Origin of the sequence: Streptomyces phytophilus, from assembly GCF_013870535.1 — a bacterium.
GTDB lineage: Bacteria > Actinomycetota > Actinomycetes > Streptomycetales > Streptomycetaceae > Streptomyces > Streptomyces phytophilus.
This window is the reverse complement of record NZ_JACBXC010000048.1, coordinates 1-14,810: the sequence shown is the minus strand read 5'-3', so window position 1 is coordinate 14,810 and position 14,810 is coordinate 1. Positions and strand designations below refer to the sequence as shown.

Below are 14,810 nucleotides of genomic sequence, written 5' to 3'. Positions count from 1 at the left end.
GACAGGCCCGCCACCGCGCGGACCCGCCCCCCGCCCGTCACCCCCGCCGCACCCGGTACCGGTAGCGCAGCGGCGATTCCCCCACCTCCCGCTTGAACGCCGTGCTGAACGCGCTCGCCGAGGCGTACCCCAGCTCCGCCGCCAGCGCGGCCACGGGTACGTCGCCGTCGCGCAGCGCCCGTTGTGCCAGCAGCATCCGCCAGCGGTGGAGATAGGTCAGCGGCGGTACGCCCGCCACCGTACGGAAGCGTTCCGCGAACGACGTCCGCGACATCGCCGCCGCGTGCGCCAGCTCCCGCAGCCCCCACGGCTTCCCCGGGTCGGCATGGATGAGGTCCAGCGCCGGGCGCAGCCGTTCCTCCGTCAGCAGCCGCAGCCACCCCGGGGGAAGCCCGGCCTGACCGGCGTAGGCGCGCAGCACTTCGAGCAGCAGCAGCTGGCCGTGCTGGCGGATCGCGAAGGCGGACCCCATGCGGTTCCCCGTCGCCTCGTCGAACAGCCGGTGGAGGCTGCCGCGCAGGTTGGCCGCGGCGGCGGCCGACCCGCGGACGTGCGCCAGCGGCGGGAGCGAGTGCACGAGCAGCGCCCGGCCGGCCGGGTCGAGGTCGACATGGCCGCCGACGACGACATCGGTGCCGGGAGCGCCGCCGAGCAGCCGGGCGGAGGTGAAGTCCGCCTCGGGCACGATCTCCTGCCGCGGGCCGCCGCCGCTGCCGCCCTCGATCCGCAACCACGACCGGTCGTTGAGGACGGCCACGTCGCCCGGCTCCAGCTCGACGGGGCCCTCGACGCCGTCGGTGGTCAGCCGCGCCCGGCCGCTCACCACCGCCGTGAACTTCAGCCCCTCGACCGCGGCGCGGGACACCCACGGGCCCCGTACGGCGAAGCCGCCCGAGACCACGCCGCGGACCTCGAAAAGGTCGAACGCCTCCGAGAGCCGGTCAGCAGCCATGCCCGTACTCTCACGCAAGAAAGGCGGATCGGCAAGTATTCATCGTCCGGCGGACCGCGCACAGAGTGGACCTATGACGGACCACACGACACACAGGCAGCACCCCGTCGGGACCGGCTTCACGGCCGCGTCGACGACCGACGACGTACTGGCGGGCCTCGACCTCTCGGGTACGAACGCCGTCGTCACCGGTGGCCACAACGGCCTCGGCCTGGAGACCACCCGCGCACTCGCCGGGGCCGGCGCGGCCGTGACCGTCGCGTCGCGCGACCCCGACCGCGCCGCGGCGAAGCTCGCCGGGATCGCGCGCGTGGAGACGGCCCGGCTGGATCTCCTCGACCCCGGGTCGGTCGACGCCTTCGCCGCCCGGTACGTCGCCTCCGGGCGCCCGCTGCACGTACTCCTCAACAACGCCGGCCTCATGGGCGGCCCGCTGGTCCGGGACGCGCGCGGCTACGAGTCGCAGTTCGCGACCAACCACCTGGGCCACTTCCAGCTGACCCTGGGCCTGCTGCCCGCACTGCGCGCCGCCCGCGGCGCGCGAGTCGTCAACCTGACGTCCGGCGGCCACCGCCTGTCCGGCATCCGCTGGGACGACCCGCACTTCAGCACCGGCTACGACGACATGGGCATGCTGGGGTACGGCCAGTCCAAGACCGCCAACGTGCTGTTCGCCGTCGAGCTGGACCGCCGCTGGGCCGCGGACGGCATCCGCGGCTACGCCGTACACCCGGGCATCGTCGTCGGTACGGAACTGGGGCCCTGGCGCACCGCCGGCGGCGAGCCGCGGACGCCGTGGATGGGCGACGAGGCGCTCCGGGCGATCGGGCTGATCGACGACTCCGGCCGCCCCGTCATCGACCCCGGCCGCGAGAAGAAGACCCTGCAACAGGGGGCCAGCACCAGCGTGTTCGCGTCGACCAGCCCCGCGCTCGCTGGGATCGGCGGCGTCTACCTCAAGGACAACGACATCTCGCCCCTGGACGAGGCCCCCGAGCCCATCGACTTCGCCACCGAGCAGCACCCCCCGGCCACCGTCGTACCCCACGCCGTCGACCCGGGGTCGGCGCGGCGGCTCTGGGAACTGAGCGAGCGGCTGCTGGCAGGCTAGGCGGCGGGACGGGTAGCGGAGGGGCGAACGTGGCGTGAGTTTCCCTATTCGCCCACCCACTCGGTGAGTACCCTGCCCGTCCGAGCATCGGGAGGTACGGCAGCGATGGGCTTACGGGACGGGGATCCGGCGAAGGTCGGCGGGTTCACCCTGGTGGATCGGCTGGGGTCCGGCGGCATGGGCACGGTCTACCTGGGCCGCTCCGCGGCCGGCCGGCTGGTAGCCGTGAAGTGCAGGCAGCGGACCCGTCCAGCCGACCCGACATCCAGGACGGCTGGAAGCTGCGTTCCGTCCGGCTGCCCGCGAACACCGAGCGCTGCACATACGACGCGACCGCGATCTACTGCGGCAGCCCGGCGTACCACCTCGTGAAGGTGGACATCGCGACGGGCAAGACACTCTGGGGTGTGAAGGACGGCTCTCCTGGTTCCATCAACCCCTCATCGAACGACGGGCCGCTGGCCGTCCGCGACGGCCTCGTCCACACCCTCAAGTCCCGTCACACCAGCAAGGAGCCGCAGGCAGACCTCACCGCCATCCACGCGGGCACCGGGCGGCAGCTCTGGAGCCAGGCGTTGAGCCGGCCGGGGCCGGCGCGTTACTTCCAGGAGGGGATAGTGACGATTTCCGGTCCGGGGCGCCAGATCTCCGTTTTCGACCCGAAGACCGGTCGGCTCCTGCGCAACTACACGTGGCCGACGGGGCTGTGGTGCAACCAGATCATCGAAGGCGACGCGCCCTATCCGGTGTGCCCGTCGAAGGCGAAGGAGGAGACGACTCTCATCCGCCTCGACCTCCACACCGCCCGAGGCACCGAGGCCGCCACCCTCCCCGGGTGGGCTCAATACGTCGACTACGTGGACGGGCTCCTGATCTTCGCAGACCAGGACGGCACGGCACTGCACACCTTCGATCCCGGCAAGGGGAGGCCGAGCGGTATCCACTGCCCGCGGGACCAGTACTCTCCTCGGCCCACTCAGGGAAGACGCTCTACCTCAGCCATCCGGACGGATACCTCTCCGCGCTGTCCCCGGCGAGCGGGAAGTTCTCGTGGACGAAGCGCTATAAGACGTCGGGTGCAGCCGCATGGAAACGTGATCCACCGGCGATCCTTCCGTCCGGTGGGCGGGTCCATCTGCTGGACGCTTTCGGAAGGCTTCACCAATTGAACACGGAGAGCGGCCGGCAGGAGCCGAATTTCTACGGGTACTTACCGAAGGTTTCCACAAAGACGCCCGGGAAGGCTCAGCTGTCGCTCTTCAGGGTCGATGAGATCCTCATCGGCCGTTCCGGGGACCATCTGATTCTCCAGTAGCCGTCGGCGGGCTCGCCTTCGGCGTCCGAGGCCGAACGGGGCCGCACCGGTGGGGTGCGACCCCGGGGGCGTCAGTGCTCGCAGAGGGAGAATTCTCGTTCGTAGAGCTGCTCGTTGTGCTCGTTCACGAAGAACTTCCGCTCCTGCATGAGCTGCTCGCGGTAGTTCCTGGCCTGCTCCAGGGTCATGGTCGAGGTTCCGGACCACGGCTGCTGCGGCGGCACGTCGGAGGTCGAGACGATGTTCTCCGACGGGTCGACGAGGAAGAACACGAGGATCTTGCGGTGCCCCGGGCGGGCGGGGTCCGCGAGGCGGAACTCGCCGACGCGGTGCTGCAGGACGTTCGGGAACGCCAGGCATCGGCCCGCCGGGGTCGGTGCCGATCCCAGCAGCTGGTTCAGCGCGCCCTCGTTCTCCAGGCCGTAGACCTCGCGGACGCCGTTGTCGTCGTTCTGCTCGTACCGCGGCTCGGTGAGTGCCGTCCGGAAACCCAGCGTGCTGTCGGTGATGTTCTCGCTGTCCCAGTAGTAGATGCCGGTCGAGACGATCCGCTCGTTCATCATCCCCTCGACATGCCACGAACCGCCGGCGTACTCGGGCTTGTCCGGGGTGAGGTGGATGGTGGCGAGCTTGACGATGACCTGGAGGCGGCGGCCGCGCAGGTCGACACGGGCGGACTCGCCGGGCGACGCGGGCGGGGTGAAGGCGGGGGCGTCGGGGATGACCGGGCTGCGGTTCTCCCACCAGTCGTCCTGGGCCTCCTCGTATGCCTGGACGGCTGCTTCGTAGGCGGCTTCGTCACTGTGGTCCGATTCCTCCGGATACTCCGGCTCCGAGTCGTACCACCCGTAGGGATCCGCCTCGATCCTGTGCGGCCGCGGATGGCGCAGATCGGTGAGCACGTTCTCCAGCAGCGGGCGCAGTCGCGCGAACACGTCCGGCAGCACGGCGGCGAGTTCGCGATGCTTCTGGGGGTGGACGTTGTTGACGTACGAGCGGAAGGCGACAGCGCCGTCCTCGCTGACGTCGACGTCCGTGGGCAGCCACTGGAACCTCTCCGAGAACTCGTACTTCGACCAGCGGTCCGTCGGGTTCTCCCAGGCCCGCTCCGGGGCGCCGCTCGCGTCCCGTACGAGGCAGAACAGCGACGGATGCACCAGATCCAGCACCTGCCCATCGGCCCCGGGATGCCAGTCCAGCTCCGCCTCGGGAACCTCCTCCAGCACCCGGACCGCCTCGCGCAACCGGGACCGCAACTCGTCGTCCACCAGCGAGTCCGACTGCCACACCCCGTCGACGGCGGCCACCTCGATGCCGGTGCTCTCGTCCCGCAGCGCGGCGTAGTGCGCCAGCTCGGCGAGCACGTAGCGCACCTGCGCATCCGTGAGGCCCTGGGCGACCGCTTCCTCCGTCCACCTCGCGACGATGCCGGAGTCGTTCATCTTGTCGAACCACTCCGGCTTCGCCCGTATGTGGGCGCTGCACTGCATCATCTCAAGCTCCCGCAGGGTCCGGGGCGACGGGAGCTCATGGGAACGCGACGCCTGAAAGGGCAGCGGGAAAGCGGACAGGCGACTCAATTCTCTTGGTCCTCCCGGTCGAAGTGCGGTGGGCCGGAAGGCTACTTCAGCCCACTGACACCCCCGGGTGGGGCCGCTGCCCACCGCCGCCTTCGCGCGGACCTACGGATGACCGGCGAGCGAAGCGCGTACCCCGGGCACCTCCTCGAACGCCCCGCGACCGGCCCGCTGTCAGTGCCGGCCATTAGTCTTCGGCCACACGCGCGAGCCCGGGAGGGGTAGTCATGGCTGGGGATCCGATCGACCTGATCCGCCTTGGAGGCGACGGCAACAGCGTCATACTGCGGATCGCCGGGAAGGAGGAGGGGAAGCGTCCCGACGAGGCCGACGTCCTGGCCGGCGAGTTCGTGGTCGACACGCCCTTCGTCCGCGGCACCCTGAAGACCTGGATCTTCCCCGAGGACCTGACGCAGTGGCAGCAGGCTCTGGACGCGCTCGACGCGGGCCACGACATCGCCTGGTGCGAGGGAACGAGCGTTCCGTGGCTCTACATCGAACTCGACGAGGAAGACGACCGGTGCCAGGTCAAGATCAAGGACCACGCCATGTCGCAGACGTCGGTGGAGGTCATCGTCCCCCTTGCCGACGACTGGTTCGACGACGCCTACCGACGTCTGGACCTGGTCTGGGAGACCTGGCCCATGAGCGAGGAGTGAACCACTGCCGGCGAACTCTCAGCCGCCGCGCGGCCCGTCGCCGGTGCCCGGGGACTCTTCGCCGACGAAGGTGGCGTGCGCCGCGATGATCCTCCAGCCTGCCCCGCCGCGATGCCAGGCGCGGGTGTAGCGCAGCCGCGCGCGCAGCGGCTGCCCGCCCACGGAGCCCTCCAGCGTGCCGAGGAACCAGGTGACGCCGGTGTCCCCCGTGGCAAGAACCCGGAGATCCTCCTCCTTGAGGCTCGTCAGAACCTGGTGGCCCGTCTCGTGGGAGCGCAGGTCGTCGTCCTTCGTGTAGAGCTTTCCGTCCGGACCGGTGAACCGTCCCGCGCCGTCGAGCAGTTCGTCCAGCGTGCCCGTGTCGGACGCGAGCTGGGCGGCCTGGAGGCGTCGTTCGGCGGTGCGGAGGCTGTCGGTGGCGTCGTCGTTCGTCATGGGGCCAGCATGCCAGCATGCCGGCCCGCCTGCTGGACCAAGCTCCCGCTCTGCTTCTGGCAGATCCAGCGGGAGCGAAATCACCTCGGAGGGGGCGCAGAGCCTAGGAGACTGCCGGCTATGTCATCGACCGCTACGGGCGCACCGAAGAAACGGACTGGGACGGAGTAATCCTCGGCGGGGAGCGAATCGACGGGTGGCCCGATGCATTCGCCGTCCGGGAATCGGTCGCCGCTCCTCATGCGCAGTTGGCCGGGGCGGCAGGGGCGCTGCATCCGCCGCTCGTCGTGTTCGACCGGAGAGTTCCGGCTGAGGGCACGTCAGGCTGAGAGCGGGCCTCACGTGGTGTCGGATTGACGCCTCATCATGCCGTGCCCGGAGACCGGCAGCTATGCGAGCCACCTCGGTTGGCCGGCGAAGTAGCGAAGCCCCACGGGAAGTTCTACCGGTACAGCTCCAACTGTTTCGCGCGGGCGGTCGCAGCCGACAGCGGCCGCGGCATGAGGCCGACCACCGGGTTGCTGATCGCCGTTCCGCGCTGTGGTGCGGGTGGTTGCTGATCCTGCTGAGGTGACGCCTCGCCGGATCCGCGCCGATGTGCCCATTGCGGACGGCTACCACAGGCAGCAACCTGGTGGCCCGCCGAGGGGTTGGGGGGCTTTATGTCGGATGGAATGTACGACTGGCTGCACGACGCCGTTGCGGAATTCGGTCGCTCATGCAAGGCGAAGCTCACCGGAGGCGGAGGAAGTCCCGAGGCGGCCATCCGCGGACCGCTGGAAGTGCTGCTCAAGGCGGTGGCGGAACACCACGATCTCGGCGGGCTGACCTGGCACGACGAAGTGCGTCTCCCGGACCTCGGAGTACGCCCGGACTACGCGCTGCGGCAGCGTGGAGCCACCATCGGCTATCTGGAGGTCAAAAAGCCGGGACTTCCCGTAGATCCGGAGACTTTCACTGGCCACAACAAGCGGCAATGGCACAGGCTGCGCGATATCCCCAACCTCGTGTACACCAACGGGACCGAGTGGCGGATATTTCGCGACGGCGTCCAGATAGGCGAGACAGTCCGACTCGCCGGCGATTTACGGAAATCGGGCGGGCGGCTGGCGCCCGCCGACCCCGCGGCGCTCGACGCGCTGCTGCGAACCTTCGTGGGCTGGGGTCCGCCCGGCATCGGCCACGTCAACCGGCTCGTCCAGCACATCGCACCACTCTGCCGCTTGCTGCGTGCCGCCGTGCGCGAGCAACTGGCTGCCGAAACCCGGTCCACCGCACCCGAGGACGACGCCCGGGCGCGCCCGTTCACCGGACTCAAAGGCGACTGGCGGAGGCTGCTGTTCCCCGCTGCCGACGACGCCACCTTCGCCGACGGGTACGCGCAGACCGTCACGTTCGCGCTTCTGCTGGCCCGTACCGAAGGAATCCCTCTCACCACCGCCGGGCTGCACGGGGTCGGCCGGCGGCTGGACGCCGGGCACGCACTGATGGGCAAGGCCCTGCAACTGCTCACCGACAATGTGAACGAGCGGTTCTCGGTGACCCTCGACCTGCTGACCAGCACCATCAACAGAGTCGACTGGCCGGCCATCCGCCGGGGCAACCGCGACGCGTACATGCACCTCTACGAGAACTTCCTCACCGTCTACGACCCCGAGCTGAGGCAGCGCAGCGGTTCGTACTACACACCGCGCGACGTGGTCGACGACATGGTCCGTCTCACCGAGGACGTGCTGCACAGCCGGCTCGGCAAAGCAGAGGGCTACGGCCAGGACGACGTGCGCATCGTCGACCCGTCCATGGGCACAGGGACCTATCTCCACTCGATCATCGAGAGGGTCGCCGAGCGGGCGTCCGCACAGCACGGCCCCGCGATGAGACGTGACGCGATCGAGCGCCTGGCGCGGCGACTCTTCGGGTTCGAGGTGCAGATGGGGCCGTACGCCGTCGCCGAGCTGCGGACTTCGGACCTGCTGAAGCGGTACGAGGCCCCGCTGCCCGAGCGCGGGCTCAACCTCTTCGTCACGGACACCCTGGACAACCCGTACGTCGAGGACGAGGAACTGGCCTCGACGTACGGCGTTCTCTCCGACTCCCGCAGGCGCGCGAACCTGGTGAAGGGCACCGTCCCGGTCACTGTCGTGATCGCGAACCCGCCGTACGACGACAAAGCGGAGAACCGCGGCGGCTGGGTGGAGAAGCGGCCCGCGGCGAAGGAGAAGCCGCTGCTCGACGACTTCCGGCTGCCGGGGAACGGCAGGTACGAGCACGTGCTGAAGAACATGTACATCTACTTCTGGCGCTGGGCCACGTGGAAGGTCTTCGACGCCCACGAGGAGGACCGGCACGGGGTCGTCTCCTTCATCACCCCGTCGGGCTTCGCCACCGGCCCGGGCGGGCGCGGCATGCGCGACTACCTGCGGCGCACCTGCGACGAGGGCTGGATCATCAACCTCTCTCCCGAGGGCCAGCGCGCCGATGTCGGTACCCGGATCTTCCCCAAGGTCGCGCAGCCGCTGGCCATCTGCATCTTCCTGCGGCGGGCGGACACCGACCCGCGGAGGATGGCCCGCATTCACTACCGCTCCGTCCACGGCAGACAGTCTGAGAAGTTCCGCCAGCTCAGGGAGATCCGCCTCGACGACGACGGCTGGCGTGACGTCCACGAGGAAGCCACGCGGCCGTTCACCCCCGCCTCGCAGTCCGGTTGGGACGACTTCCCGGAGCTGAACGACCTGTTCCCGTGGGGGAGTCTCGGCGTAACGACGAACCGTTCGTGGGTGACTTCTCCGTCGCCCGAGATCCTGCGTCGTCGCTGGGTTCGCCTGATCCGAGAAGAAGACCGGGAGGTGAAGGCGAAGCTCTTCAAGGAGACGCGAGATCGGGGCATCGATGTGAGGAGGAACCCACTCCCCGGGTGGCAGGCCCGCCCGTTGCCACTGGCTCAGGAGGCCGCTGACGCACCCGATGTGGTCCGTGTGGCGCTACGCAGTTTCGACCGCCAGTGGCTGATCTCCGACAACCGGGTCATCGACTTTGCGCGCCCCGACCTGTGGGAGGCGCAGGCACCGAGTCAACTGTTCCTCAACCAGCAGTCGTCGCAGCAGATCGCTACCGGCCCCGCGGTGATGGCGACCGCTCTTATCCCCGACACTCACCACTTCAACGGGCGCGGCGGTAGGGTACTGCCGCTCCTGCACCCGGACGGTTCGGCAAACGTACCCGCCGGGCTCCTCGCGCACCTCGCCGTCAGTCTCGGGACAGGGCGCGTGACCGTTCACGATCTGGCTGCCTACACCGTCGCCGTGGCCGGGCACACGCTCTTCACCGAGCAGTTCACCGAGGAACTCCTCACCCCCGGTGTCCGGTTGCCGCTCACCCGGAATCCGGAGATCTGGCAGAAGGCCGTCGAAGTCGGCGCCGAAGTCCTATGGATCATGACGTACGGCATGCACGGGCGCAGGGCCATCGGCATCGAGTTCGCCGAGGGAGATCCCCGTCGCATCCGCTACCTCAACCACGTCGGCGAAGCAGTGCCGAACACCCTGCGTTATGACGGCAGCACTCAGACGCTCCACCTCGGCGACGGCGCCTTCGGCCCCGTCCCTTCAAGCGTATGGGAGTTCGACGTCGGCGGGATGTGCGTGGTGCGCAAGTGGTTCGGCTACCGGAAGGCGTCGCCGAACAGCAAGAGGACGAGTCCGCTCGACGAGATCCACGTCGATCGCTGGCCGGAGGTGTGGACGACCGAGTTGATGGAACTGCTGTCGGTGCTCCGCCGGCTGGGCGAACTGATCCCGGTCCAGCGGGAGCTGCTGGCCGCGGTTCTGGGCGATCCGGTCGTGACCGAGCAGGACTTGAGGAACTCCGGCGTGCTTCCCGTCCGCGACACCGCCCGCAAGGCCCGGCGACAGCTTGCCGACGGACTGTTCGCAGACCCGGATGCGGGATAGCGAGGGCCGGGTCAGGGCAGGCAGGAGAGCGCTTGGGCGAGGGAGAATTCCCCCTGCGCCAGCTTCCGCAGCGCGTACGGAACGGGGTCTGGTCCGGCCCCCGGCACCGGTCTGGACTCCAGTGCGGAGGCGAAGGCCGACACGTCGGCGAGCCGGGCCTCCGCCTTCTCCTGTGCGGCGCGGTGGAAGACGGCGGCCCCGAGCAACGTCACCGAGAGCAGCCCGTCCGTATCCGAGATCAGCTTCATCCACAGCAGATCCGGCACGTCGGCGGCGACCTGTTGCGGGTCGAGTCCGAGAGCCGCCGCGGATGCGGGTTCGCGGTTCGGCGCGGGGAGCGCGGCCTGCGTCAGCTCGGTGAGAAGTCGGTACTGCGAGGGCGTCAGAGAGGCATGGGGGACGGGCATGCGCCATGCCTAGCACACGGCGCCACGTCTCCTCCTTGCGGAATCGCCGCCGCACTCCGCCCGGGGTGCCGCACGTGGACGCGCAGCGGGTCATGCTTCGCGATAGCAGTTCTCACCGTCCACGTCCGGGGACTTCACGAGGTATTCCTCAGTGCGTCCGTCCCGTGATCCCAGATGAAGATCGGAGCGGGCCCGCCACATCGCGGTGCTCGCTCGCCGCTGCCCCCGCCCGTGTATTCGCCTGTCTGCCAGTTGTGGTCCAGAAGTGCGCAATGGCGGGCGCATTGTGGTCTGGTTTGGTCTTCGGGTTGTGGCTGCAATTTCAGGGCTCAGGTCACAGCTTGCACTGTGAGACACATCACGGTGCCGGAGAGGTGTAGACCGCGGTTCTGCCGGATTCCCGAACGTGCAGTTCGTGCGGCGTTACCGCGAGGTAAGGAGTCGTACGCGGTGGGGAATCCATGATCGCGGCGTGAAAATGGTGGGCTGCTCATGCGTGTTCGCTCATGTGGTCGGGTTGGCTGGGTGCAGCAGTTCATCGGGTGACACAGGTGTCACCCGATTCTCCGTATCCGCCCCCGCTCGAAGAGGATTCATGACCGAGGAAGCTCCCGCAGAGGACCACAGCAGCCCGGTGACGCACGCCATGCTGCACGTCCCGCCCGTGTGCGAGGCGCTGTACCTTGCCAACGCGGACGCCTACTTCACCTATGCCCAGCACTGGCTCGACGACGAGACCGCGGAAGAGGCTGTCCACCTGGCGTTCCATCAGATCCGCAACCGCTGGGAGGAGCTGGGCCGGCACGGCGATCTGCGGCAGCAGGCGTGGGCCATCCTGCGCCGGGTGGTCGCCTCGTACGTCGAGGAGTCGGAGGTGCGGCGCGAGATCGCGCACGTGCTGGCCGTGTATCAGGAGCTGCTGGAGCAGCAGAACGCGGGTGTCGGGCTGTACGAGGCGATAGCGAAGCTCTCTCCGCGGCAGTTCGACGTGGTGGTCCTGCGCTACCTGTGCACGTTCCCCACCGAGCGGATCGCCTGGTACCTGGGTGTCACGGCCAGCACCGTCGACTACCACTGCCGCCGCGCCACGAAGCGCCTGGAGCGGGACCTCGCGCAGTTGCTGAAGAAGGATGGGGGAACAAAGTGAGCGATCAGAGCGCGGCGGTTGAGCAACTCCTCGCGGGGGCTGGGGAGATGATGCTCGCGGGCCGTCGGCGGTTCGACGTGGCCGCCGGTCTGCGGCGGCTGCGGGAGGGGCCGGCCGGGTATACGGGGCCCGGTACGGACGCCTCGCCCGTGGTGCAGGCGCGGGACGAGTTGTCGGTCCTGGTGCGCTGGACCGTCAACCGGGCCGGGGCGACCGGGTTCGTCGGCCGGCTGGCCAGCCTGCTCAGCGACCACGGGCCGCAGTGCCACGAGGTGTGGCTGGAGGTGCCCGACATCGACGGGGCGATCCACGGGATGCAGGTCTTCGCCTGCATGCTGTACCAGGCCGATCACCGGGAGAGCGCCCAGTTCTGGTGGCAGCTCGCCGCCGGCGCCGGCAGCGGCGCCGCCGCGTACTGCCTGCACCTGCACCACCTCGGCCTGGGCGAGCCCGCCGAGGCCGGCCACTGGCGTACGCAGCTGCAGCAGGACGGCGGACCCGACGACGAGTTCATATCCGGCGTGAGCCTGTTCGCCGACTACGTCGACCGCAACTGCACACCCGGCTGGGAACCCCATATGCACCGGGAAATACAGCGCCTGGCTTCCCGCGAGGACGTCCGCGACGCGCTGGTCTGCCGACCGGAGAGCGAGATCGCCGACCGCTTCGAACGCTACTGCGAGCAGCACTGACGAAAGAGGGGTGCCGCCATGCGTTCGAGGGACAAGCAGACCTGTGTGCACCATGCCCCCGCCTGCCGACGGAGTTTTCGGTGCCCCGGTAGCGGCATCAATACGCACCTGCTGCCCGGCCTGTACTACGGCCTCGGTACCGGGCTGGCGGGCCTGCTCTTCTGGTGGATCCAGCAGATGATCTAGCCCATCACCCGTGCCGGGCGGCACCGCGCGCCGGAGGAGAATCCGTGCGCGGTGCCGCCCGGCGGCCTTCTCGGCGCGGGGGGCTAGGCGTTGACGCCGTGGTTCTTCAGCCAGGTGACCGGGTCCTTCGCCGATCCGTACTCCGGCGTCGTGCGGACCTCGAAGTGCAGGTGCGGGCCCGTGACGTTGCCGGTGGCGCCGGACTTGGCGACGGCCTCGCCCATGCCGACCGAGGCGCCGACGGAGACGTCGATCTGCGAGAGGTGGGCGTAGTGGGTGTAGTCCCCGTCGCCGTGCTTGACGACGACCTCGTAGCCGAACGAGTCGTCCCAGCCCGCGGTGACGACGGTGCCCTTGGCCGCGGCCTTGACCGTCGTGCCGGTGGGTACGGACCAGTCCTGGCCGGTGTGGCCGTTCTCCCAGTTCGCGCCGGACGCCTCGTACCCCGCCGTGGGGGTGCTGCCGTCGACGGGCATGACGGCGGTCGGGGCGTCCGCGGTGGTGTCCGTGCCGTACGAGGCGTTGTCGGCGTCGGTGCCGCCCGAGCCGGCGGCCGCGGGGCCGTCGAGGGAGAGCTCCGTGCCGGGGGCGATGAGGTTCGGGTCGTCGCCGATGACGGATCTGTTGTCCTCGTACAGCGCCTTCCAGCCGCCGTCGACGTCCTGCTCCGCGGCGATGACGGAGAGGGTGTCGCCGGCGGCGACGGTGTAGGTGGCGTCCTCCGCCGCGAAGGCGGTGGACGCGCCGATGACCGGCAGGGCGAGCGTGGCGCCCGCCGCGGACGCGCGGGTGGCGAGTTTACGGGCGCTGCCGGGGCGGCGCGCCGCTCGGTGGCGGCCGTGCGGGGATGGCATCTGACGGGCCTCTTTCTCCGGACGCCTGCGAGGTGAGCTGTCGGGTTCGGGCTGGAGATGCCCGGCCGCCGGCTTCGGCGGCCTCACCCCTAGCCGTCCGGAGGGACGGCGCGGTCCGGCGGTGGCCGGACCCGTGGGTCCCCCGCTCCTGCCCTGCGGTGGGAGCTGATCGGTGGGTACCGCGGCGCCGGGGGCAGGATTCGGCGGTCCGGCGCGCGGCGGGTGTTCGCCTTTCGAACGGGCAGTCACGCTAGGGGGATCGTGTGTTCGATGACAAGGTCGTCGCGCGTTCCCGCGGAACAATTGACTCCGCGTCGCGGCGGGTTGACGTGGCGCAGCCGCCGGACCCGGGCAAGAGCCGATTTGCCCGCAGCGATCCGACATAGAGCGCCGCGAGCGGCGATGCGCCGACATGCCTGAAGTGCTGCCCGTGACCCGGACCGGGCGGCCCGCGGCCTCGCGGGCGTACGGCGGGATCCCGGCTGCCCCCGTGCCTGAAAATACCCCCCGGGGTAATTATGTTACGGTCGCCGTATACCCCCCGGGGTACTCAGTCACTGGAAGGGAGCACGGCGTGTTCTTCGTCGACACCATCGAGGTGCCAGGTCTCGGCAATCGCAGCTATCTCGCCGGCGGCGGGCGCACCGCCGTCGCCGTCGACCCGCCGCGCGACGTCGATCGCGTGATCGCCGCCGCCGCGCGGCGCGGGGTGCGGATCTCGCACGTCGTCGAGACGCACGTGCACAACGACTACGTCACCGGCGGGCTGGAGCTGGCCCGGGTGACCGGGGCCGCGTACCTCGTGCCCGCCGGGGCGCGGGTCGCCTTCGCGCGGGTGCCCGTGCGGGACGGGGACCGAACGGACGTCGATGCCGCCTCCCGGCTCGTGCTGCGGGCGCTGGCGACGCCCGGGCACACCCCCCACCACACCTCGTACGTGCTGGAGGAGGACGGCGCCGCCGTCGCGGTGTTCAGCGGGGGGTCGCTGCTCATCGGCACCGTCGGGCGGCCCGACCTGGTCGAGCCGCGGCTCACCGAGTCGCTGGCGCGGGCGCAGCACGCCTCCGCGCGGCGGCTCGCCGACGAGCTGCCGGAGGAGGCCGCCGTGCTGCCCACCCACGGGTTCGGCAGCTTCTGCTCCTCCGCCCAGACCGCCGGCGGCGACACCACCATCGGGCGGGAGAAGGCCGTCAACGACGCCCTGGTCCGCGACGTCGACACCTTCGTCGCCGACCTGCTCGCCGGCCTCGACGACACCCCCGCCTACTACGTCCACATGAGCCCCGCCAACACCGCCGGACCCGCCCCCGTCGACCTCACCCCGCCCGCGCCCGCCACCGCCGCGGAGATCGCCGAGCGGCTCGCCGCGGGGGAGTGGGTCGTCGACCTGCGCAACCGCGTCGCCTTCGCCGAAGGGCACCTCTCCGGCTCGGTCAACTTCGAGGCCGCCGGGCAGCTCGCCACGTACCTCGCCTGGCTCATCCCCTGGGGCAGGCCCGTCACCCTGCTCGCCGAGTCCGCC

The 14,810-nt window shown here is 69.9% G+C and carries 13 protein-coding genes and 1 riboswitch; of the genes, 8 read left to right on the top strand and 5 right to left on the bottom strand.

The annotated features are described in order from the left end of the window. Positions 1 to 37 precede the first annotated feature (37 nt). Positions 38 to 952, bottom strand: a complete 915-nt coding sequence (locus H5J30_RS05420) for an AraC family transcriptional regulator (RefSeq protein WP_181786012.1) — start codon at positions 950 to 952, stop codon at positions 38 to 40. 73 nt (positions 953 to 1,025) lie between these two features. Between H5J30_RS05420 and H5J30_RS05415 the strand changes: the two genes are divergently transcribed. Beyond that, positions 1,026 to 2,063: an SDR family NAD(P)-dependent oxidoreductase gene (locus H5J30_RS05415; protein WP_181786011.1), complete on the top strand. Its 1,038-nt coding sequence runs from the start codon at positions 1,026 to 1,028 to the stop codon at positions 2,061 to 2,063. 230 nt (positions 2,064 to 2,293) lie between these two features. Then, the gene (locus H5J30_RS05410; RefSeq protein ID WP_181786010.1) at positions 2,294 to 3,232 is read left to right on the top strand and encodes an outer membrane protein assembly factor BamB family protein; all 939 of its coding nucleotides are present in this window, start codon (positions 2,294 to 2,296) and stop codon (positions 3,230 to 3,232) included. Positions 3,233 to 3,449: 217 nt separating this feature from the next. Here the strand turns inward: H5J30_RS05410 and H5J30_RS05405 are convergent, their stop codons facing one another. Further along, positions 3,450 to 4,958, bottom strand: a complete 1,509-nt coding sequence (locus tag H5J30_RS05405; RefSeq protein WP_181786009.1) for a DUF4246 domain-containing protein — start codon at positions 4,956 to 4,958, stop codon at positions 3,450 to 3,452. Positions 4,959 to 5,182: 224 nt separating this feature from the next. Here H5J30_RS05405 and H5J30_RS05400 point away from each other — a divergent pair, with 224 nt between their 5' ends. After that, positions 5,183 to 5,614: a DUF5959 family protein gene (locus tag H5J30_RS05400; protein ID WP_181786008.1), complete on the top strand. Its 432-nt coding sequence runs from the start codon at positions 5,183 to 5,185 to the stop codon at positions 5,612 to 5,614. 18 nt (positions 5,615 to 5,632) lie between these two features. On the opposite strand, the gene H5J30_RS05395 is transcribed toward H5J30_RS05400, so the two are convergent. After that, positions 5,633 to 6,049, bottom strand: a complete 417-nt coding sequence (locus H5J30_RS05395; protein ID WP_181786007.1) for a nuclear transport factor 2 family protein — start codon at positions 6,047 to 6,049, stop codon at positions 5,633 to 5,635. Between the two features lie 662 nt (positions 6,050 to 6,711). Here H5J30_RS05395 and H5J30_RS05390 point away from each other — a divergent pair. Then, positions 6,712 to 10,002 carry a type ISP restriction/modification enzyme gene (locus H5J30_RS05390; protein WP_181786006.1) on the top strand — a complete coding sequence of 1,097 codons (3,291 nt, stop codon included), beginning with the start codon at positions 6,712 to 6,714 and terminating at the stop codon, positions 10,000 to 10,002. Positions 10,003 to 10,013: 11 nt separating this feature from the next. Here H5J30_RS05390 and H5J30_RS05385 read toward each other — a convergent pair whose 3' ends face one another. Next, positions 10,014 to 10,409, bottom strand: a complete 396-nt coding sequence (locus H5J30_RS05385; RefSeq protein ID WP_181786005.1) for a hypothetical protein — start codon at positions 10,407 to 10,409, stop codon at positions 10,014 to 10,016. Positions 10,410 to 11,004: 595 nt separating this feature from the next. Here H5J30_RS05385 and H5J30_RS05380 point away from each other — a divergent pair. Genes H5J30_RS05380 through H5J30_RS05370 form a run of 3 tightly spaced genes read left to right on the top strand, consistent with a single transcriptional unit; the run spans position 11,005 to position 12,434 of the window. Beyond that, the gene (locus H5J30_RS05380) at positions 11,005 to 11,556 is read left to right on the top strand and encodes a sigma-70 family RNA polymerase sigma factor (protein WP_181786004.1); all 552 of its coding nucleotides are present in this window, start codon (positions 11,005 to 11,007) and stop codon (positions 11,554 to 11,556) included. Further along, positions 11,553 to 12,248, top strand: coding sequence for a hypothetical protein (locus H5J30_RS05375; protein WP_181786003.1), 696 nt, complete (start codon positions 11,553 to 11,555; stop codon positions 12,246 to 12,248). The genes H5J30_RS05380 and H5J30_RS05375 overlap by 4 nt, the downstream gene beginning before the upstream one ends. Positions 12,249 to 12,266: 18 nt before the next feature. Then, on the top strand, positions 12,267 to 12,434 hold the full coding sequence (locus tag H5J30_RS05370) for a hypothetical protein (protein ID WP_181786002.1): 168 nt from the start codon (positions 12,267 to 12,269) through the stop codon (positions 12,432 to 12,434). A gap of 83 nt (positions 12,435 to 12,517) precedes the next feature. On the opposite strand, the gene H5J30_RS05365 is transcribed toward H5J30_RS05370, so the two are convergent. Beyond that, positions 12,518 to 13,288 (bottom strand): M23 family metallopeptidase, encoded by a 771-nt coding sequence (locus H5J30_RS05365; protein WP_181786001.1) that lies wholly within the window; start codon positions 13,286 to 13,288, stop codon positions 12,518 to 12,520. 8 nt (positions 13,289 to 13,296) lie between these two features. Then, a riboswitch (cyclic di-AMP (ydaO/yuaA leader) is annotated at positions 13,297 to 13,459 on the bottom strand. A 403-nt stretch (positions 13,460 to 13,862) separates the two neighbouring features. Here H5J30_RS05365 and H5J30_RS05360 point away from each other — a divergent pair. Beyond that, on the top strand, positions 13,863 to 14,810 hold a 948-nt coding region (locus H5J30_RS05360; protein WP_181786000.1), incomplete at its 3' end, for an MBL fold metallo-hydrolase.

Bases quoted from the DNA above. Each gene is read 5' to 3' on its own strand.
- H5J30_RS05420 (WP_181786012.1), bottom strand. From the start codon at position 952: ATGGCTGCTGACCGGCTCTCGGAGGCGTTCGACCTTTTCGAGGTCCGC.
- H5J30_RS05380 (WP_181786004.1), top strand. From the start codon at position 11,005: ATGACCGAGGAAGCTCCCGCAGAGGACCACAGCAGCCCGGTGACGCAC.
- H5J30_RS05415 (WP_181786011.1), top strand. From the start codon at position 1,026: ATGACGGACCACACGACACACAGGCAGCACCCCGTCGGGACCGGCTTC.
- H5J30_RS05385 (WP_181786005.1), bottom strand. From the start codon at position 10,409: ATGCCCGTCCCCCATGCCTCTCTGACGCCCTCGCAGTACCGACTTCTC.
- H5J30_RS05390 (WP_181786006.1), top strand. From the start codon at position 6,712: ATGTCGGATGGAATGTACGACTGGCTGCACGACGCCGTTGCGGAATTC.
- H5J30_RS05400 (WP_181786008.1), top strand. From the start codon at position 5,183: ATGGCTGGGGATCCGATCGACCTGATCCGCCTTGGAGGCGACGGCAAC.
- H5J30_RS05395 (WP_181786007.1), bottom strand. From the start codon at position 6,049: ATGACGAACGACGACGCCACCGACAGCCTCCGCACCGCCGAACGACGC.
- H5J30_RS05370 (WP_181786002.1), top strand. From the start codon at position 12,267: ATGCGTTCGAGGGACAAGCAGACCTGTGTGCACCATGCCCCCGCCTGC.
- H5J30_RS05365 (WP_181786001.1), bottom strand. From the start codon at position 13,288: ATGCCATCCCCGCACGGCCGCCACCGAGCGGCGCGCCGCCCCGGCAGC.